Source organism: Pseudomonas sp. ACM7 (assembly GCF_004136015.1).
Classification (GTDB): domain Bacteria; phylum Pseudomonadota; class Gammaproteobacteria; order Pseudomonadales; family Pseudomonadaceae; genus Aquipseudomonas; species Aquipseudomonas frigoris.
Genome location: NZ_CP024866.1, coordinates 4,067,500 through 4,086,738 on the forward strand (window position 1 = coordinate 4,067,500; position 19,239 = coordinate 4,086,738).

A 19,239-nucleotide genomic window follows, 5' to 3' on the forward strand; every position below is an offset into this window, starting at 1 on the left:
CGGTTTTTTAACTGTCGCCCTGAAGAGGCTGCCCGCTCACGCGCGCAGCCTCTTTTCAGATGGGGCACCAATTTTTAATTGGTTTCCCTTTGGAACTGGCTTACAAAGCCATGTTCCGATGGCGCTGAAGCAGTGCCAAGTTAGAGTGAACGCCAGCTGTAAACAGCTCGCAAAGAATTTTTAAAATACGCCGCAGGAGAGATTCGCAATGGCTCAGCAGGGCAGTGGTTATCAGGCTCGCTATAAACGCATTCTACTCAAGCTTAGCGGCGAGGCCCTGATGGGCTCGGAAGAGTTCGGGATCGATCCGAAAGTTCTGGATCGCATGGCGCTGGAAGTCGGCCAACTGGTCGGCATCGGTGTTCAGGTCGGTCTGGTGATCGGCGGCGGTAACCTGTTCCGCGGTGCAGCGCTGAGCGCGGCCGGCATGGATCGGGTCACCGGCGACCACATGGGCATGCTGGCCACTGTGATGAACGCCTTGGCCATGCGCGATGCGCTGGAACGTGCCAATATCTCGGCCATCGTGATGTCGGCCATTTCCATGGTTGGCGTAACCGATCACTATGATCGCCGCAAAGCCATGCGCCACTTGAACGCCAAGGAAGTCGTGATTTTCGCGGCCGGTACCGGCAATCCGTTCTTCACCACGGATTCGGCAGCGTGCTTGCGTGCAATCGAAATCGATGCCGATGTCGTGCTCAAGGCGACCAAGGTCGATGGCGTCTACACCGCTGACCCATTCAAAGACCCGCATGCCGAGAAGTTCGATCATCTGACTTACGATGAAGTGCTGGATCGCAAGCTGGGCGTGATGGATCTGACCGCCATTTGCCTGTGCCGCGACCACAAGATGCCGTTGCGCGTATTTAACATGAACAAGCCCGGCGCCCTGCTGAACATCGTGCATGGCGGCGCTGAAGGGACCCTGATCGAGGAAGGCCAACAATGATCAACGAAATCAAGAAAGACGCTAAAGAGCGTATGCAGAAATCCGTCGAGTCGCTGATGCACAACTTCGGCCGTATTCGTACTGGCCAGGCGCATCCAAGCATTCTGGAAGGCGTGATGGTGCCGTATTACGGTTCCGACACTCCGATCAAGCAGGTGGCGAACATCACCGTCAAAGACGCCCGTACCCTGCAAGTCGTTGCCTTTGAGCGCAACATGCTGGGTGCCGTCGACAAAGCCATCGGTAGCGCGGGTCTGAACCTCAACCCGACCAACCTGGGTGAATTGCTGCTGATCTCCATGCCGGCCCTGACCGAAGAAACCCGTAAGGGCTTCACCAAGCAGGCTCGCGATGTCGCTGAAGATGCCCGTGTTGCGGTGCGCAACATCCGTCGTGATGCGAACAGCCAGCTCAAGGATCTGGTCAAGGAAAAAGAAATCAGCGAAGACGAAGAGCGTCGCGCCACTGGCGAGATCGATGACCTGACCAAAAAGTTCGTGGCTGAAATCGACGCGAATTTGGCACAGAAAGAAAAAGACCTGATGGCCGTATAAGGGTCGCGTTTTAATGGATAAGACCAAGCAGACTGCGCCGTCCGCGGTGCCGCGCCATGTCGCGATCATCATGGATGGGAATAATCGCTGGGCGAAAAAGCGCTTTATGCCGGGTGTCGCCGGTCATAAAGCGGGCGTGGATGCGGTTCGTGCGGTGATCGAGGTGTGTGCCGAGGCCGGGGTCGAAGTATTGACCCTGTTCGCCTTCTCCAGCGAGAACTGGCAGCGTCCGGCCGACGAGGTCAGCGCCTTGATGGATCTGTTCTTCAAGGCATTGCGTCGTGAGGCCAAGCGCCTGAACGAAAACAACATCAGTTTGCGCATCATTGGCGACCGTTCGCGCTTTCATCCAGAGCTTCAGGCTGCCATGCGTGAAGCTGAGGCAATGACGGCGGGCGCCAATCGCTTCGTTCTGCAGATCGCTGCCAACTATGGTGGACAGTGGGATATCGCGCAGGCCGCACAGCGTCTGGCTCGGGAAGTTCAGGCCGGGCACCTGCGTCCGGAAGACATTACCCCGGAACTGTTGCAAACCTGTCTGGCTACCGGCGATTTGCCGTTGCCGGACTTGTGCATCCGTACCGGTGGCGAGCACCGCATCAGTAACTTCCTGCTGTGGCAACTGGCTTACGCCGAGTTGTACTTCTCCGACCTGTTCTGGCCGGACTTCAAACACGATGCCATGCGTTCCGCGCTGGCCGATTTTGCTTCTCGGCAGCGCCGCTTCGGTAAAACGAGCGAGCAGGTCGAGGCTGGAGCCCGGGTTTAATGCTTAAACAACGAATCATCACCGCGCTGATCCTGCTGCCGATTGCCCTGTGCGGGTTTTTTCTGCTCGAAGGCACCGGTTTTGCGCTGTTCATCGGGCTGGTCGTGACCCTCGGTGCATGGGAGTGGGCTCGCCTGGCGGGCTTCACTGAGCAGCCGATCCGCATTGCCTATGCAGCGGTGGTCGCGTTGATGCTGTTTGTCATGCATATCGTGCCTGGGCTCGCGCCTTGGGTATTGGGCGCTTCGGTGCTTTGGTGGGGCGTTGCAACCTATCTGGTGTTGACGTATCCGCGCTCCAGCGAACTCTGGTCCAGCGCTGCCTGCAAGCTGGTGATCGGTCTGCTGATCCTGCTGCCCGCCTGGCAAGGTCTGGTTCAGATCAAGCAGGAGTCTTTGGGCAACTGGCTGATCATGGCGGTGATGGTGCTGGTCTGGGGTGCTGATATCGGTGCTTACTTCTCTGGCCGGGCCTTTGGCAAGCGCAAGCTGGCGCCACAGGTCAGTCCCGGCAAAAGCTGGGAGGGCGTCTACGGCGGCCTCGCGGTGAGTCTGGTCATTACTGTCATTGTCGGTCTGTTTCGAGACTGGACGGTGGCGCAGCTGTTCAAAGGTCTGATTGGTGCAGCCATCATCGTGTTCATCTCGGTGGTAGGTGATCTGACTGAAAGCATGTTCAAGCGTCAGTCCGGGATCAAGGACAGCAGTAATCTGCTGCCGGGTCACGGCGGCGTGCTGGACCGAATCGACAGCCTGACTGCAGCGATTCCAGTGTTTGCCGTGCTGCTGTGGATGGCGGCGCCGTGAGCCGCCCGCAGCAGATTACCGTCCTGGGGGCGACCGGTTCGATTGGTCTGAGCACGCTTGACGTCATCGCTCGCCATCCCGAGCGTTATCAGGTTTTCGCCTTGAGCGGTTTCACCCGTCTGAGCGAGCTGTTGGCGCTGTGCGTTCGCCATACGCCGCGGTTCGCCGTGGTGCCTGAGGCGGGTGCTGCCCGAGGCTTACAGGACGACCTGCGCGCCGCAGGCCTGCCGACCCGCGTGTTGGTGGGTGAGGAGGGCCTGTGTCAGGTTGCTTCCGATCCTGAGGTCGATGCGGTCATGGCGGCCATCGTTGGCGCTGCGGGCTTGCGACCGACTCTGGCGGCGGTCGAAGCCGGCAAGAAAATCCTCCTGGCCAACAAAGAAGCGCTGGTGATGTCCGGTGCGCTGTTCATGCAGGCGGTGCGCAAGAGTGGTTCGGTGTTGCTGCCGATCGACAGTGAGCACAACGCGATTTTCCAGTGCATGCCACAGGATTTCGCTCGTGGACTGAGTGCCGTCGGGGTGCGTCGGATTTTACTCACGGCCTCTGGCGGTCCGTTCCGACAGACACCTATGGCTGAACTGGTGCATGTTTCCCCTGAGCAAGCGTGTGCCCACCCGAACTGGTCCATGGGGCGCAAGATTTCAGTGGATTCGGCCAGCATGATGAACAAGGGGCTGGAGTTAATCGAAGCCTGTTGGCTGTTTGATGCCAAGCCGTCCCAGGTCGAAGTGGTGATTCATCCTCAAAGCGTGATTCATTCGCTGGTCGATTACATCGACGGTTCGGTATTGGCCCAGTTGGGTAACCCTGACATGCGCACGCCGATCGCCAACGCGCTGGCCTGGCCGGAGCGGATCGATTCGGGTGTTGCGCCGCTGGACTTGTTTGCAATTGCGCGGCTGGACTTCCAGGCGCCTGATGAAGAGCGATTCCCGTGTCTGCGCCTTGCGCGTCAGGCGGCTGAATCCGGCAATAGCGCGCCGGCCATGCTTAATGCGGCGAATGAAGTGGCGGTCGCGGCCTTTCTCGACGGGCGGGTTCGCTACCCGGAAATCGCGAGTATCATCGAAGAAGTATTGAATCTCGAGCCCGTGGTTGCGGTTGACGATCTCGAGGCAGTGTTCACGGCCGACGCGAAAGCGCGAGTACTGGCCGAACAATGGTTGAGTCGTCACGGGCGGTAAGTGCTGCAATACGTTGACCCATGCGGCACTGGACAGGATTGCGGAGAAAGTAGATGAGCGCGCTCTATATGATTGTCGGCACCCTGGTGGCTTTGGGTGTGCTGGTCACCTTCCACGAATTCGGCCATTTTTGGGTCGCACGTCGCTGTGGGGTCAAAGTGCTGCGTTTCTCCGTAGGCTTCGGTATGCCGTTGCTGCGCTGGCACGACAAGAAAGGCACTGAGTTCGTCGTCGCCGCGATCCCGCTGGGCGGTTACGTGAAAATGCTCGACGAGCGCGAAGGCGAAGTTCCGGCCGATCAGCTTGATCAGTCCTTCAATCGCAAATCCGTCCGCCAGCGTATCGCTATCGTATCGGCGGGTCCGATTGCCAACTTTTTACTGGCGATGATTTTTTTCTGGGTGCTCGCCATGCTCGGCAGCGAGCAAGTGCGCCCGGTCATTGGTGCAGTCGAATCCGGCAGTATCGCCGCCAAGGCTGGTTTGAGCGCGGGCCAGGAAATCATTGCCATCGATGGCGAGCCAACTTCCGGCTGGGCCGCGGTGAACCTGCAGTTGGTCCGTCGTCTTGGGGAGAGCGGTTCCCTGCAGTTGCTGGTCCGTGATCAGGGTTCCACAGTGGATTCGCCCCGTGAACTGATGCTGGATAAATGGCTCAAGGGTGCCGATGAGCCAGATCCGATTCGTTCGCTGGGTTTACGCCCTTGGCGTCCGGCGCTGCCACCGGTCCTGGCCGAACTTGACCCGAAAGGCCCGGCACAGGCTGCTGGCCTGAAGACCGGTGACCGACTGTTAGCTCTGGACGGCAAGTCGCTTGATGACTGGCAGCAGGTGGTGGACACGGTCCGTATGCACCCTGATACCAAAATCATGCTGCGCGTCGAGCGTGATAGTGCTCAAATCGACGTCCCTGTGACGCTGGCCGCTCGCGGCGAGAAGAAGGCACCCAGTGGTTATCTGGGCGCTGGGGTGAAAGCAGTTGATTGGCCGCCAGAGATGATTCGCGAAGTGAGTTATGGTCCTGTGGCCGCGATTGGAGAGGGCGCTCGACGCACCTGGACCATGAGCGTACTGACCCTCGATTCGCTCAAGAAAATGTTGTTCGGTGAGCTCTCGGTAAAAAACTTGAGTGGACCGATAACCATTGCTAAAGTGGCGGGCGCTTCTGCCCAGTCGGGTGTCGCTGATTTCCTGAATTTCCTTGCTTATCTGAGTATTAGCTTGGGAGTTCTGAATTTGTTGCCCATTCCTGTACTGGATGGGGGGCATTTGTTGTTTTATCTGATCGAGTGGGCGCGTGGTCGCCCCTTGTCGGATCGGGTGCAGGGTTGGGGGATACAGATCGGTATCAGTTTGGTGATCGGGGTGATGTTGCTTGCTCTGGTCAATGATCTAAGTCGACTGTAACGCTTCGCTGAATTGCGAATCTGCCGCATTTTGCGGCAGTTTGTTTATTGCCAGTTGGAATAAGAAAGGACTTCATGAAACGTCTGCTGCTAACTGCGGTTCTCACCGTATTGATGATCGCCGAAGTTCACGCCGAGTCCTTCACTATCTCTGATATTCGCGTCAATGGCCTCCAGCGGGTCTCCGCGGGTAGCGTCTTTGGTGCTTTGCCGTTGAACGTCGGTGAACAGGCGGATGATCGTCGCCTGGTGGAATCCACTCGTGCGTTGTTCAAAACCGGTTTCTTTCAAGATATCCAGCTGGGCCGCGATGGCAACGTCCTGGTCATCACGGTAGTCGAGCGCCCGTCGGTCGCCAGTATCGAGATCGAGGGTAACAAGGCGATCTCCACTGAAGACCTGATGAAAGGCCTCAAACAATCCGGTCTGGCCGAAGGCGAGATCTTCCAGCGCGCCACCCTCGAAGGTGTGCGTAACGAGCTGCAGCGCCAATACGTCGCTCAGGGTCGCTACTCGGCTACCGTCGACACTGAAGTGGTGCCGCAGCCGCGTAACCGCGTTGCGTTGAAGGTCAATATCAACGAAGGCACCGTTGCTGCTATCCAGCACATCAACGTGGTGGGTAACACCGTCTTCCCTGATGAAGACCTGATCGACCTGTTTGAACTCAAGACCACCAACTGGCTGTCGTTCTTCAAGAACGATGACAAGTACGCTCGTGAAAAACTTTCCGGTGACCTGGAGCGTCTGCGCTCCTACTACCTGGACCGTGGCTATATCAACATGGATATCGCTTCGACCCAGGTGTCCATCACCCCGGACAAGAAACACGTCTATATCACCGTCAACGTTAACGAAGGCGAGAAGTACACCGTCCGTGACGTCAAGCTGAGCGGCGACCTGAAAGTCCCTGAAGACCAGGTCAAGTCTCTGCTGCTGGTCCAGAAAGGCCAGGTGTTCTCGCGCAAGTTGATGACCACCACGTCCGAACTGATCACCCGCCGTCTGGGTAATGAGGGTTACACCTTCGCCAACGTCAATGGCGTGCCTCAGCCTCACGATGAAGACCACACCGTCGACATCACGTTCGCCGTCGATCCGGGCAAGCGAGCTTACGTGAACCGCATCAACTTCCGTGGCAACACCAAGTCCGAAGACGAAGTGCTGCGCCGTGAAATGCGTCAGATGGAAGGCGGCTGGGCTTCGACCTACCTGATCGACCAATCCAAGACTCGTCTTGAGCGTCTGGGCTTCTTCAAGGAAGTCAACGTCGAAACACCGGCCGTGCCGGGCGTCGACGACCAGGTAGACGTGAACTACAGCGTTGAAGAACAGGCTTCCGGTTCGATTACCGCCAGCGTCGGTTTCGCCCAGAGCGCCGGTCTGATCCTCGGTGGTTCGATCACCCAGAACAACTTCCTGGGTACGGGTAACAAAGTCAGCATCGGTTTGACCCGCAGTCAATACCAGAGCCGCTATAACTTCGGTTACGTCGACCCGTACTGGACGGCTGATGGCGTGAGCCTGGGTTACAACGCGTTCTATCGCACCACTGACTACAAAGACCTCGACGTCGACGTAGCCAGCTATGCCGTGGACAGCCTGGGTGCAGGCGTTAGCGTCGGTTATCCGATCAGCGAGACTTCGCGTCTGACCTTCGGCTTGACCGCGCAACAAGACAAGATCAAGACCGGTCAATACACCGTTGACGAGATCTTCGACTTCGTTAACAGGGAAGGCGATAGCTACCTGAACTTCAAGGCTTCGGCCGGCTGGTCCGAATCCACACTGAACAAAGGCGTATTGGCGACCCGTGGTCATTCCCAAAGCCTGACACTGGAAACCACCACGCCTGGCAGCGACCTGTCGTTCTTCAAGCTTGATTACCGTGGCCAGTTGTTCCAGCCATTGTCTGAAAACTACACCATGCGCCTGCACACGGAACTGGGCTATGGCGATGGTTATGGTTCTACCGATGGCTTGCCGTTCTATGAAAACTACTATGCTGGTGGTTTCAACTCGGTTCGTGGCTTCAAGGACAGTACCCTCGGTCCTCGCAGTACCCCAAGTCGCGGTGCGGCTGTGACGGGTAACACCGGCACGCTGGCCGACCCGGACCAGGATCCGCTGCCGTTCGGTGGTAACGTTTTGATCCAGGGTGGTGTCGAGGTGCTGTTCCCGCTGCCATTCGTCAAGGATCAGCGTTCCCTGCGCACTTCCGTATTCTGGGATGTGGGTAACGTATTCGACTCCAAGTGCGATAAAACGACGAACGCAAATGTCGGTTCAACCGCTCAAACAGAGTGCAACGACATCAGCCTGAGCAACATGGCCAGCTCCGTCGGTGTCGGCGTGACCTGGGTTACCGCACTGGGTCCTTTGAGCTTCGCGTTGGCCATGCCAGTCAAGAAACCGGATAACGCTGAAACCCAAGTGTTCCAATTCTCCCTCGGCCAGACGTTCTAAGCGTCTGACCCAAGATAACGACAATGGATTTTGTAGGAGTGCATCGTGCGTAAGTTGACTCAATTGGTTCTCCTGGCGGCCGTACTGGTAGCAGGTCCGGCTTTTGCCGACATGAAAATCGCCGTTCTGAACTATCAGATGGCGCTGCTGGAATCCGACGCGGCCAAGAAGTACGCCGTGGATGCCGAGAAGAAGTTCGGCCCACAGCTGAGCAAACTCAAGACTCTGGAAAGCAGTGCCAAAGGTATCCAGGACCGTCTGATGGCTGGTGGCGACAAGATGCAGCAAGGCGAGCGTGAGCGTCTTGAGCTGGAATTCAAGCAAAAGGCCCGTGACTTCCAGTTCCAGTCCAAGGAATTGAACGAAGCCAAAGCCGTTGCTGACCGTGAAATGCTGAAGCAGCTCAAGCCGAAACTGGACAGCGCTGTGGAAGAAGTCATCAAGAAAGGTGCTTTTGACCTGGTCTTCGAGCGTGGCGCAGTGATTGATGTCAAACCGCAGTACGACATCACTCGCCAGGTTATCGAGCGCATGAATCAGCTGAAGTAACCATGACAGCGACTATAAAGCTCGGCCAGTTGGCCGAGTTCCTCGGCGCCACACTGCGTGGCGACCCGGAGAAAGAAATTACTGGGCTAGCCACTTTGCAAGAGGCTGGCCCAGCTCAGTTGAGCTTTCTCGCAAACCCCCAATACCGTAAATACCTGCCTGACAGTCGGGCCGCAGCCCTGTTGCTGAAAGCCGCTGACGCTGAAGGTTTTGCAGGTGATTCGCTGGTGGTGCCTGATCCCTATCTGGCCTACGCGCGGGTTTCCCATCTGTTCGATCCCAAGCCAAAGGCGGCTGCCGGTATTCATCCGACAGCAGTGGTGGCAGCGGATGCAGTGGTCGATCCAGCGGCGAGCATTGGTGCTTTTGCGGTGATCGAAAGCTGCGCACGTATTGCTGCGGGTGTGACCGTTGGCGCGCACTGCTTCATTGGTGCCCGCTGCGAGATTGGCGAGGGCGGCTGGCTGGCCCCGCGAGTCACGCTGTACCACGATGTTCGCATCGGTAAACGGGTGGTGATTCAATCGGGTGCCGTACTCGGTGGCGAAGGTTTCGGTTTTGCCAACGAGAAAGGTGTCTGGCAGAAAATCGCTCAGATCGGTGGTGTGCTGGTCGGTGACGACGTGGAGATTGGCGTGAATACCGCTATCGATCGCGGTGCACTGGCCGATACCGTTCTGGGTAACGGGGTGAAACTCGACAACCAGATTCAGATCGCCCACAACGTCCAGGTCGGTGATCACACCGCCATGGCCGCGTGCGTGGGGATCTCCGGCAGCACCAAAATCGGCAAGCATTGCATGCTCGCCGGTGGCGTAGGGCTGGTGGGGCATATCGAAATTTGCGACAACGTTTTCATCACCGGGATGACCATGGTGACCCACTCGATTACCGAAAAGGGTTCCTATTCTTCCGGTACAGCCATGCAACCGGCAGCCGAGTGGCGCAAAAGCGCGGCACGCATCCGTCAGCTCGACGACATCGCGCGGCGGTTGCGACAGCTGGAAAAGCGTGTAGGGGAAGTGACCCCTGACGGTAATGCTTCATCAGATGGCTGATACCATTTCCATATCAAGTGTGCACAGCCGCTAGACTGCCTCCTTGATTTGCTAGAGGGGTGCGCGTCAGTCGCGCCTCCCAATCTTTACATAGGCTTCCCCCCGAAATGATGGACATCAACGAGATTCGCGAATACCTGCCCCACCGTTACCCGTTCCTGCTGGTGGACCGAGTCGTGGAACTGGATGTGGAAGGCAAGCGCATTCGCGCCTACAAGAATGTCAGCATCAACGAACCCTTCTTCAATGGTCACTTCCCCGCGCATCCAATCATGCCGGGCGTATTGATCATCGAAGCGATGGCTCAGGCTGCCGGGATCCTTGGTTTCAAAATGCTCGACGTGAAACCGGCCGACGGCACCCTTTATTACTTTGTTGGCTCCGACAAGCTGCGCTTCCGCCAGCCGGTGTTGCCAGGCGACCAACTGATCCTGGAAGCCAAATTCCTGAGCTGCAAGCGTCAGATCTGGAAGTTCGAGTGCCAGGCTTCGGTCGATGGCAAGCCAGTCTGCTCTGCTGAAATCATCTGCGCGGAACGCAAACTATGAGTTTGATTGACCCTCGCGCAATCATCGAACCGACGGCTATCCTGGCCGACGGCGTCGAGGTCGGCCCTTGGTCGATCATCGGTGCAGGTGTGGAAATCGGCGAGGGGACAGTGATCGGGCCGCATGTGATTCTCAAAGGCCCGACCCGAATCGGAAAGCACAACCGCATCTACCAGTTTTCTTCGGTAGGCGAGGACACGCCCGATCTGAAATACAAGGGTGAAGAAACCCGTCTGGTCATCGGTGACCACAACGTCATCCGTGAAGGCGTGACGATTCACCGTGGGACCGTTCAGGACCGTTCTGAAACAACCCTGGGCGATCACAATCTGATCATGGCCTATGCCCACATCGGCCACGACAGCGTCATCGGCAACCACTGCATCCTGGTCAACAACACTGCGTTGGCCGGCCATGTGCACGTTGAAGACTGGGCGATCCTGTCTGGTTTTACCCTGGTTCATCAGTATTGCCATATCGGCGCCCACAGCTTTTCCGGTATGGGCACCGCCATCGGCAAGGACGTCCCAGCGTACGTCACGGTGTTCGGCAACCCGGCCGAAGCTCGCAGCATGAACTTCGAAGGCATGCGTCGTCGCGGTTTCAGCGAAGATGCGATCCACGCGCTGCGTCGTGCCTACAAGGTGGTTTATCGCCAGGGTCTGACGGTCGAGCAAGCGCTCACCGAACTGGCCGAGCCTTCTGATCAGTTCCCGGAAGTCGCGGTGTTCCGTGATTCCATCCAGTCTTCGACCCGCGGCATCACTCGTTAATCATGGCTAATCTGCGTATTGCGCTGGTGGCGGGTGAGGCTTCCGGCGACATTCTTGGCGCGGGTCTCATGCGCGCACTCAAGGCTCAGCACCCGGCAGTCGAGTTCATCGGTGTCGGCGGTCCGCTGATGCAGGCCGAAGGCCTGACCTCGTATTTCCCGATGGAGCGTCTTTCGGTCATGGGCCTGGTGGAAGTGCTTGGCCGATTGCGTGAGCTGATGGCTCGCCGCAAGAAGTTGATCGCCGACCTGATCGCCGAGAAGCCAGATGTGTTCATCGGTATCGATGCCCCGGACTTCAACCTCAATATCGAACTCAAGCTGCGTCAGGCCGGGATCAAGACCGTGCATTACGTTAGCCCGTCGGTTTGGGCGTGGCGGCAGAAACGGGTGCTGAAGATTCGCGAAGGCTGCGACCTGATGCTGACGCTGTTCCCGTTCGAAGCGAAATTCTATGAAGAGAAGGGCGTGCCGGTGCGGTTTGTCGGGCACTCACTGGCCGATGCGATCCCGCTAGAAGCCGATCGTGCCGCCGCGCGGGCTGAACTCGGCTTGCCCGACGGGCCGCTGGTTGCTCTGATGCCGGGCAGCCGTGGTGGCGAAGTTGGCCGTCTCGGTGCGTTGTTCCTCGATACCGCCCAGCGTCTGCGAGCCCTGCGCCCTGGTGTGCGGTTCGTCATGCCTTGCGCCGGCCCCGAGCGCCGCAAGCAACTTGAAGAGCTGCTGGCGGGCCGAGATCTGCCGTTGACATTGCTCGATGGCAAATCCCATCTGGCCCTGGCAGCCTGCGACGCGGTACTGATTGCCTCCGGAACGGCGACCCTGGAAGCGTTGTTGTACAAACGGCCGATGGTGGTCGCGTACCGCTTGGCACCGCTGACGTTCTGGATTCTCAAGCGCATGGTGAAAAGTCCCTACATCTCCTTGCCGAACCTGCTGGCCCAGCGCCTGTTGGTGCCCGAGTTGTTGCAGGACGATGCGACCGTTGAAGCCTTGGCCCAGACGCTGTCGCCACTGATCGAAGGCGGTGAAGAACAGACCCGCGGCTTCGATGAAATTCACCGTACCTTACGTCTGGACGCCTCCAATCAGGCGGCGGACGCGGTACTGAACCTGATCGGCAAAACACAATGAGCAAAGCAAGCATTCAGATGGGCCTGGACTTCACCCTGGTCGCCGAAGTTGAAGATTTGGTCGCTGGCGTTGACGAAGTCGGTCGCGGCCCACTTTGTGGTGCGGTGGTGACAGCCGCGGTAATCCTCGATCCGAACCGTCCGATTCTGGGCCTGAATGATTCGAAGAAGCTCACCGAAACACGCCGCGAAAAACTCTACGACGAGATCTGCGAAAAAGCCCTGAGCTGGTGCATCGCCCGGGCTGAAGTCGAAGAAATCGACGAGCTGAACATTCTCCACGCCACCATGCTGGCCATGCAGCGCGCCGTCGAAGGTCTGCACATCACGCCGAAACTGGCGATGATCGATGGCAATCGTTGCCCGAAGCTGTCGATGCGCGCCGAAGCAGTGGTGCAGGGCGATGGTAAGGTACCGGCCATCGCGGCAGCGTCGATTCTGGCCAAGGTCAGCCGCGACCGCGAGATGGCAGCGTTCGAATTGATTTACCCGGGTTACGGCATCGGTGGCCACAAAGGCTACCCGACGCCGGTTCATCTGGAGGCGCTGGCCCGCTTGGGGCCAACGCCGATTCACCGCCGCTCGTTCGCCCCGGTACGCCTGGCTTACGAGGCGCGGGAAAACCTGATCGAGAGTTAGTCGCAAGGCTGATGTTTTTGCCAAGGCCCGGTACAATCCGGGCCTTGTTGTCTTCACGTTTCTAGTTTCTAGACAGGATCACTATGCCGGCTTCATTCGTTCATCTACGCCTGCACACTGAGTATTCCCTGGTCGACGGTCTGGTGCGGATCAAACCGCTGGTCAAGACCCTGGTCGGCATGAACATGCCTGCCGTAGCGGTCACGGACCAGAACAACATGTGTTCCCTGGTCAAATTCTATAAAGCCGCCATGGGTGCCGGGATCAAGCCGATCTGCGGCGCCGACCTCTGGCTGTCGAACAAGGATCCGGATAACGCTCTGAGCCGGATCAGTCTGTTGGCGATGAACGCCGTGGGTTATCGCAACCTCACCGAACTGATCTCCCGCGGCTTCATCGACGGCCAGCGCAATGGGTCGGTCATCATCGAGCGCGAGTGGGTGGCCGAAGCCAGCGAAGGCTTGATCATGCTGTCGGCGGCGAAAGAAGGCGAGATCGGTCTGGCGATGCTCAGTGGCAACCCGGCCGAAGCGGAAAACCTGGCACGCGAATGGATGGCCGTGTTCCCGGATCGTTTCTATCTGGAGATCCAGCGCACCAACCGCCCCAACGACGAAGAACAGTTGCACGGTGCCGTAGCCCTCGCTGAAAAAATCGGTGCGCCGCTGGTCGCTACCAACGACGTGCGCTTCATCAAGCAGGAAGACTTCGCCGCTCACGAAACTCGCGTTTGCATCGGTGAGGGCCGTGCCCTCGATGATCCGCGGCGTTCGAAAAATTACAGCGATCAGCAATACCTCAAAAGCGCCGAGGAAATGGCCGAGTTGTTCAGCGACATTCCCGAAGCGCTGGAAAACACCGTCGAGATTGCCAAGCGCTGCAACATTGAAGTGAAGCTGGGCACTCACTTCCTGCCCAACTTCCCGATCCCCGATGGCATGACCATCGACGAGTATTTCCGCAAGGTTTCCTTCGATGGTCTGGAAGATCGCCTCAGCGTTCTGCTGCCCAAGGACACCACCGAAGACTACGAAACCAAGCGTCAGGTCTACGTCGACCGGCTGAATTTCGAGCTGGATATCATCATCCAGATGGGTTTCCCCGGTTACTTCCTGATCGTTATGGACTTTATCCAGTGGGCCAAGAGTAACGGCGTGCCGGTAGGTCCAGGCCGTGGATCGGGTGCCGGGTCGCTGGTGGCCTACGTGCAGAAGATCACCGACCTTGACCCGCTGGAATATGACCTGCTGTTCGAACGTTTCCTTAACCCGGAACGGGTATCCATGCCCGACTTCGACGTCGACTTCTGCATGGACGGTCGCGACCGTGTAATCGACTACGTGGCCGAGAAATACGGCCGCAACGCGGTAAGCCAGATCATCACCTTCGGTTCCATGGCGGCAAAGGCTGTGGTCCGTGACGTGGCGCGGGTACAGGGCAAGTCCTACGGTTTGGCGGATCGTCTGTCGAAGATGATCCCGTTCGAAGTCGGCATGACCCTGGAAAAGGCTTACGAACAGGAAGAAATCCTGCGTGACTTCATCAAGGTCGATGAAGAAGCCGCTGAAATCTGGGAAATGGCCCGCAAGCTTGAAGGCGTTGTACGTAACGTCGGTAAGCACGCCGGTGGTGTTGTTATTGCCCCGACCAAGTTGACTGACTTCTCGCCGATTTATTGCGATGAGGCCGGTGATGGTCTGGTCACCCAGTTCGACAAGGACGACGTTGAAGCCGCTGGCCTGGTGAAGTTCGACTTCCTCGGTCTGCGGACCCTGACGGTCATCGACTGGGCGCTGAAAACCATCAACCGCGATCGCGCCAAGGTTGATGAGCCGCCGCTGGATATCGCGTTCATCCCGCTGGATGACAAGCCGACTTACCAGTTGCTGCAAAAAGCTGAAACGACTGCGGTGTTCCAGCTTGAGTCGCGCGGCATGAAAGAGCTGATCAAAAAGCTCAAGCCCGACTGCCTGGAAGACTTGATCGCATTGGTGGCCCTGTTCCGTCCGGGCCCGTTGCAATCGGGCATGGTGGACGACTTTATCAACCGTAAGCACGGTCGCGCCGAACTCGCGTACCCGCACTCGGACTACCAGTACGAAGGCCTCAAACCGGTTCTGGCACCGACTTACGGCATCATCCTGTATCAGGAACAGGTGATGCAGATTGCTCAGGTCATGGCCGGTTACACCCTCGGCGGTGCGGACATGCTGCGTCGAGCCATGGGTAAGAAAAAACCCGAAGAAATGGCCAAACAGCGCGGCGGTTTCATTGAAGGCTGCACCGCTAACAATATCGACGCGGACCTTGCTGGTAACATTTTCGACCTGGTGGAAAAATTCGCCGGTTACGGCTTCAACAAATCTCACTCGGCTGCTTATGGCCTGGTGTCGTATCAGACCGCTTGGCTGAAAACCCATTACCCGGCGCCGTTCATGGCTGCGGTACTGTCGGCGGATATGCACAACACCGACAAGGTCGTGACCTTGATCGAAGAAATTCGCACCATGAAGCTGCGTCTCGACGCGCCGGATGTGAATACTTCGGAGTTCAAGTTCACGGTGAATGACGAAGGCCGGATTATTTATGGCCTCGGCGCGATCAAAGGTGTGGGCGAAGGTCCGGTTGAGGCGATCACCGAGGCGCGTCAGGCCGGTCCGTTCAAGGATCTGTTCGATTTCTGCGCCCGTGTCGATCTCAAACGTATCAACAAGCGCACCCTGGACGGTTTGATCCGCAGCGGTGCGCTGGATCGTCTGGGCCCTTACTTCCATGACGAGCAGAAAGCCTATCAGGCCAATATCGACCGCAACCGCGCGGTCTTGCTGAACGCAATGGAAGGGGCGATCAAGGCGGCCGAACAAACCGCGCGTACCAAAGACAGCGGTCACGTCGATCTGTTTGGCGGCTTGTTCGTCGAAGAAGACGCCGATGTCTACGCCAATCACCGCAAAGCCAAGGAACTGACGCTCAAGGAGCGCCTGAAAGGCGAGAAAGACACCTTGGGTCTGTACCTGACCGGTCACCCGATCGACGAATACGAAGGTGAGATCCGCCGTTTCGCCCGTCAACGCATCATCGACCTGAAACCGGCCCGTGATACCCAGACCGTCGCGGGCATGATCATCGCCTTGCGGGTGATGAAGAACAAAAAGGGCGACAAGATGGGTTTCATCACCCTCGACGACCGCTCCGGGCGGATCGAAGCCTCGCTGTTTGCCGAGGCGTTCCATTCGGCGCAATCGTTGTTGCAGACCGACGCGATGGTGGTGGTCGAAGGCGAAGTCAGCAACGACGATTTCTCCGGTGGCTTGCGGCTGCGGGTCAAGCGGGTGATGAGCATGGAAGATGCGCGCACCAACCTGGCCGAAAGCCTGCGCTTGAAGCTGCAGACCCAGGATTTGAAAGGCGATCAGCTACGCTGGCTCGGTGAGTTGTTCAAGCGCCACCGCGGGGCGTGCCCGATCACCATGGAATACACCAGTCCCGATGCGAAGGCCTTGCTGCAGTTCGGCGAGACCTGGCGGATCGACCCGGCGGATGCCTTGATTCAAGCCCTGCGTGACCAGTTCGGGCGAGACAACGTCTTCCTCCAATACCGTTGACGGTCAGGTGCCGCTCTTCCAAAAGGGAGCAGCTCTGATCTCGACCCAATTTTTAATCTCGACCTGAACGCGCCTCTCCCTTAAGGTAGGGCGCGAATAGACAACCGGCCGGCCCAAGCTCTCTTGGAGGTCGACCCAAGACGGACGCCTATGAACCCGAATTTTCTAGATTTCGAACAGCCGATCGCCGACCTGCAAGCCAAGATCGAAGAGTTGCGCTTGGTCGGTAACGACAATTCGCTGAATATCGGCGATGAGATCTCCCGCCTGCAGGACAAAAGCAGCACGCTGACCGAAGACATCTTCGGCAAGCTGACCAGCTGGCAGATCGCGCGTCTGGCGCGTCACCCGAAACGTCCGTATACCCTGGACTACATCGAACACATCTTCACCGAGTTCGACGAACTGCACGGCGACCGTCACTTCTCCGACGACGCTGCGATCGTCGGCGGCATTGCCCGTCTGGACGACCAGCCGGTGATGATCATCGGTCACCAGAAAGGCCGTGAAGTGCGCGAGAAAGTTCGTCGCAACTTTGGCATGCCGCGTCCGGAAGGCTACCGCAAGGCGTGCCGTCTGATGGAAATGGCCGAACGTTTCAAGATGCCGATCCTGACCTTCATCGACACCCCGGGCGCTTACCCTGGTATCGACGCTGAAGAACGCAACCAGAGCGAAGCGATTGCCTGGAACCTGCGCGTCATGGCACGCCTGAAAACCCCAATCATCGCCACCGTGATCGGTGAGGGTGGTTCCGGTGGTGCTCTGGCGATCGGCGTTTGCGATCAACTGAACATGCTGCAGTACTCGACTTACGCAGTGATTTCGCCGGAAGGTTGCGCCTCGATTCTGTGGAAGACCGCCGAGAAAGCGCCGGACGCTGCTGAAGCCATGGGTATCACTGCAGAGCGCCTGAAAGGCCTGGGTATTGTGGATAAAGTGATCAGCGAGCCTTTGGGCGGCGCACACCGTAATCCGGCCGCTGCAGCTGCATCGATCCGTGCCGAGCTGAGCTCGCAGCTGGCGATGTTGAAGAAGTTCGATAACGAAGCGCTGTTGGCTCGCCGTTACGAGCGTCTGATGAGCTACGGTCTGTAACTGTACTCGCTACACCCCTGTAGGAGCTGCCGAAGGCTGCGATCTTTTGATCCTGAAAATGCAAGATCAAAAGATCGCAGCCTTCGGCAGCTCCTACAGGGGATTTATGTGGAATGATCGATCTCTATGAGTCCTTCCAATATCGATCTGTCTGCCAGGTTCCTGCTAAACCTGAGCCCCTGGCGCACCGCCACAACCTGGCGCATCGCCTTCTCCGGTGGCCTCGACTCCACCGTTCTGCTGCACCTTCTCGTACACCTCGCAAAAGCCGAATCCTTGCCGGCGCTAAGCGCCATCCATGTTCATCACGGCCTTCAGGCTGTGGCTGATGCGTGGCCGGATCATTGTCAGTCGGTCTGTGATGCGCTGGGTGTGCCGCTGCAGGTTGTTCGCGTACAGGTTCAACCCGGCGCCAGTCTTGAGCGTGCAGCCCGGGATGCGCGATATGCCGCGTTCATCGAGGCGACTCAGGCCAATGAAGTGTTGATGACCGCCCAGCACCGTGACGATCAGGCGGAAACGTTGTTATTCCGGCTGTTGCGTGGGGCAGGGGTGAGAGGATTGTCGGGGATGCCACGCCAGCGCCCGCTTGGTAAAGGGCAGTTGCTTCGGCCATTGCTCGATGTCACTCGGGCTGAGCTTGAAGCCTATGCGGCGGAGCATCGGCTGAGCTGGATCGAAGACCCATCGAATCAGGATCGGCAATTCTCGCGAAACTACCTGCGCCATCAGGTGTTCCCGGTATTGACCAAGCGTTGGCCGCAAGCGGTAACGACCATGGCCCGCAGCGCTGCACATCTGAGTGAAGCGCAGGGATTGCTCGATGAACTTGCGCAAATCGACCTGGCCGGCGCCAGCACTGCCAATGATTTTGATTGGCTGGGATTGCCCTCCCTGGAACTGGGGGCATTTGAAACGCTGTCCGCTGCTCGTCAGCGTAATGCCTTAAGTCATTGGCTCGAACCGCTGACGCGACTGCCGGACAGTGACCATTGGTCGGGTTGGGAGAATTTACGTGATGCCAGCGGCGATGCCTGCCCGATCTGGCGGCTGGCGGATGGTGAACTGCATCGGGCGGGTGGGCGTATCTGGTGGTTGTCCGGCAGTTGGTTGCGCACGTCGACCGCCGTCGGAAACTGGCCCGACCCCTCGCTATCGCTGGTGTTGCCGGACAACGGCGTGCTCACACTCACCGGCCAAATCCCCGATGGCCTGCTGCATATCCGCTATCGTGAGGGAGGTGAGGTGATGAATTTGCCCGGTCGCGGCCATCGCGATCTGAAGCGTTTGCTCAATGAACGTGGTGTGCCGGCGTTCGCCCGTGGCAGATTGCCGCTGCTCTACCGAGACGAGCAATTGCTGGCGGTGGCCAACCTGCGGGGCTTGGACGGCAGTGCAAAGGACCGTTGGAATTTGCATTGGCAGCCACCGCACGAAGATCTAGGTTTGAGCTGAAAGGGGCTTTCCGGTAGACTACGCTCCCTTCTTGATACAACTTCTGTGGATTCGCCTGAATTGCAGGAGTTGCCGATTACCAAGCAGTCTTTGCTGGGCGATTCCAAAAAATGTGTAGCGAGCAACGTACCGGTGTTTCATCTTCCGGTCTGTCCCAACGCGGCGGTTTTTTTGAAAGGTGCACTGTGATTAATGCAGGTGATCGGGGGCTTCGGCCTTCCTTCGCTTTCCCCGGCGGCTCGG

Annotated in this window: 16 protein-coding genes; all 16 read left to right on the plus strand. The window is 58.1% G+C overall.

Translation table 11 applies throughout. The features are described from left to right. The first annotated feature begins 208 nt into the window (after positions 1–208). The 16 genes from pyrH (at position 209) to tilS (ending at position 18,996) form a co-directional block, all read left to right on the plus strand. Positions 209–952, plus strand: a complete 744-nt coding sequence (gene pyrH / locus CUN63_RS19245) for a UMP kinase (protein WP_003172271.1) — start codon at positions 209–211, stop codon at positions 950–952. Then, positions 949–1,506 carry a ribosome recycling factor gene (gene frr / locus CUN63_RS19250; protein WP_033056300.1) on the plus strand — a complete coding sequence of 186 codons (558 nt, stop codon included), beginning with the start codon at positions 949–951 and terminating at the stop codon, positions 1,504–1,506. Before pyrH ends, frr begins: the two co-directional genes overlap by 4 nt. Positions 1,507–1,519: 13 nt before the next feature. Continuing rightward, positions 1,520–2,275 carry a polyprenyl diphosphate synthase gene (uppS, locus tag CUN63_RS19255; RefSeq protein ID WP_129441617.1) on the plus strand — a complete coding sequence of 252 codons (756 nt, stop codon included), beginning with the start codon at positions 1,520–1,522 and terminating at the stop codon, positions 2,273–2,275. After that, positions 2,275–3,081: a phosphatidate cytidylyltransferase gene (locus CUN63_RS19260; RefSeq protein ID WP_129441619.1), complete on the plus strand. Its 807-nt coding sequence runs from the start codon at positions 2,275–2,277 to the stop codon at positions 3,079–3,081. The genes uppS and CUN63_RS19260 overlap by 1 nt, the downstream gene beginning before the upstream one ends. Then, positions 3,078–4,268 (plus strand): 1-deoxy-D-xylulose-5-phosphate reductoisomerase, encoded by a 1,191-nt coding sequence (gene ispC, locus CUN63_RS19265; protein WP_129441621.1) that lies wholly within the window; start codon positions 3,078–3,080, stop codon positions 4,266–4,268. Before CUN63_RS19260 ends, ispC begins: the two co-directional genes overlap by 4 nt. 53 nt (positions 4,269–4,321) lie before the next feature. Continuing rightward, positions 4,322–5,674 carry a sigma E protease regulator RseP gene (rseP, locus tag CUN63_RS19270; protein WP_129441623.1) on the plus strand — a complete coding sequence of 451 codons (1,353 nt, stop codon included), beginning with the start codon at positions 4,322–4,324 and terminating at the stop codon, positions 5,672–5,674. Positions 5,675–5,748: 74 nt separating this feature from the next. Then, the gene (bamA, locus tag CUN63_RS19275; protein ID WP_129441625.1) at positions 5,749–8,139 is read left to right on the plus strand and encodes an outer membrane protein assembly factor BamA; all 2,391 of its coding nucleotides are present in this window, start codon (positions 5,749–5,751) and stop codon (positions 8,137–8,139) included. Between the two features lie 45 nt (positions 8,140–8,184). Continuing rightward, on the plus strand, positions 8,185–8,688 hold the full coding sequence (locus CUN63_RS19280) for an OmpH family outer membrane protein (RefSeq protein ID WP_129441626.1): 504 nt from the start codon (positions 8,185–8,187) through the stop codon (positions 8,686–8,688). Between the two features lie 2 nt (positions 8,689–8,690). Then, positions 8,691–9,746, plus strand: a complete 1,056-nt coding sequence (lpxD, locus tag CUN63_RS19285) for a UDP-3-O-(3-hydroxymyristoyl)glucosamine N-acyltransferase (protein WP_129441628.1) — start codon at positions 8,691–8,693, stop codon at positions 9,744–9,746. Positions 9,747–9,853: 107 nt separating this feature from the next. Continuing rightward, on the plus strand, positions 9,854–10,294 hold the full coding sequence (fabZ, locus tag CUN63_RS19290) for a 3-hydroxyacyl-ACP dehydratase FabZ (RefSeq protein WP_128607522.1): 441 nt from the start codon (positions 9,854–9,856) through the stop codon (positions 10,292–10,294). Then, the gene (gene lpxA, locus CUN63_RS19295; protein WP_129441630.1) at positions 10,291–11,067 is read left to right on the plus strand and encodes an acyl-ACP--UDP-N-acetylglucosamine O-acyltransferase; all 777 of its coding nucleotides are present in this window, start codon (positions 10,291–10,293) and stop codon (positions 11,065–11,067) included. Before fabZ ends, lpxA begins: the two co-directional genes overlap by 4 nt. Positions 11,068–11,069: 2 nt before the next feature. Continuing rightward, a complete protein-coding gene (gene lpxB, locus CUN63_RS19300; protein ID WP_129441632.1) occupies positions 11,070–12,200 on the plus strand; it encodes a lipid-A-disaccharide synthase in 1,131 nt (376 codons plus the stop codon). A gap of 11 nt (positions 12,201–12,211) precedes the next feature. Then, positions 12,212–12,838, plus strand: a complete 627-nt coding sequence (rnhB, locus tag CUN63_RS19305) for a ribonuclease HII (RefSeq protein ID WP_165353325.1) — start codon at positions 12,212–12,214, stop codon at positions 12,836–12,838. Positions 12,839–12,921: 83 nt separating this feature from the next. Further along, a complete protein-coding gene (dnaE, locus tag CUN63_RS19310; protein ID WP_129441635.1) occupies positions 12,922–16,443 on the plus strand; it encodes a DNA polymerase III subunit alpha in 3,522 nt (1,173 codons plus the stop codon). 150 nt (positions 16,444–16,593) lie between these two features. Beyond that, complete coding sequence (locus CUN63_RS19315) at positions 16,594–17,541, plus strand: acetyl-CoA carboxylase carboxyltransferase subunit alpha (RefSeq protein WP_008154040.1); 948 nt, start codon at positions 16,594–16,596, stop codon at positions 17,539–17,541. 126 nt (positions 17,542–17,667) lie between these two features. Further along, entirely contained in the window at positions 17,668–18,996 is a 1,329-nt protein-coding gene (tilS, locus tag CUN63_RS19320; RefSeq protein WP_129441637.1) for a tRNA lysidine(34) synthetase TilS, read from the plus strand. Positions 18,997–19,239: the final 243 nt, after the last annotated feature.

Bases quoted from the DNA above. Each gene is read 5' to 3' on its own strand.
- tilS (WP_129441637.1), top strand. From the start codon at position 17,668: ATGAGTCCTTCCAATATCGATCTGTCTGCCAGGTTCCTGCTAAACCTG.
- pyrH (WP_003172271.1), top strand. From the start codon at position 209: ATGGCTCAGCAGGGCAGTGGTTATCAGGCTCGCTATAAACGCATTCTA.
- dnaE (WP_129441635.1), top strand. From the start codon at position 12,922: ATGCCGGCTTCATTCGTTCATCTACGCCTGCACACTGAGTATTCCCTG.
- uppS (WP_129441617.1), top strand. From the start codon at position 1,520: ATGGATAAGACCAAGCAGACTGCGCCGTCCGCGGTGCCGCGCCATGTC.
- CUN63_RS19315 (WP_008154040.1), top strand. From the start codon at position 16,594: ATGAACCCGAATTTTCTAGATTTCGAACAGCCGATCGCCGACCTGCAA.
- bamA (WP_129441625.1), top strand. From the start codon at position 5,749: ATGAAACGTCTGCTGCTAACTGCGGTTCTCACCGTATTGATGATCGCC.
- rseP (WP_129441623.1), top strand. From the start codon at position 4,322: ATGAGCGCGCTCTATATGATTGTCGGCACCCTGGTGGCTTTGGGTGTG.
- lpxD (WP_129441628.1), top strand. From the start codon at position 8,691: ATGACAGCGACTATAAAGCTCGGCCAGTTGGCCGAGTTCCTCGGCGCC.
- lpxA (WP_129441630.1), top strand. From the start codon at position 10,291: ATGAGTTTGATTGACCCTCGCGCAATCATCGAACCGACGGCTATCCTG.
- CUN63_RS19260 (WP_129441619.1), top strand. From the start codon at position 2,275: ATGCTTAAACAACGAATCATCACCGCGCTGATCCTGCTGCCGATTGCC.
- frr (WP_033056300.1), top strand. From the start codon at position 949: ATGATCAACGAAATCAAGAAAGACGCTAAAGAGCGTATGCAGAAATCC.
- lpxB (WP_129441632.1), top strand. From the start codon at position 11,070: ATGGCTAATCTGCGTATTGCGCTGGTGGCGGGTGAGGCTTCCGGCGAC.
- fabZ (WP_128607522.1), top strand. From the start codon at position 9,854: ATGATGGACATCAACGAGATTCGCGAATACCTGCCCCACCGTTACCCG.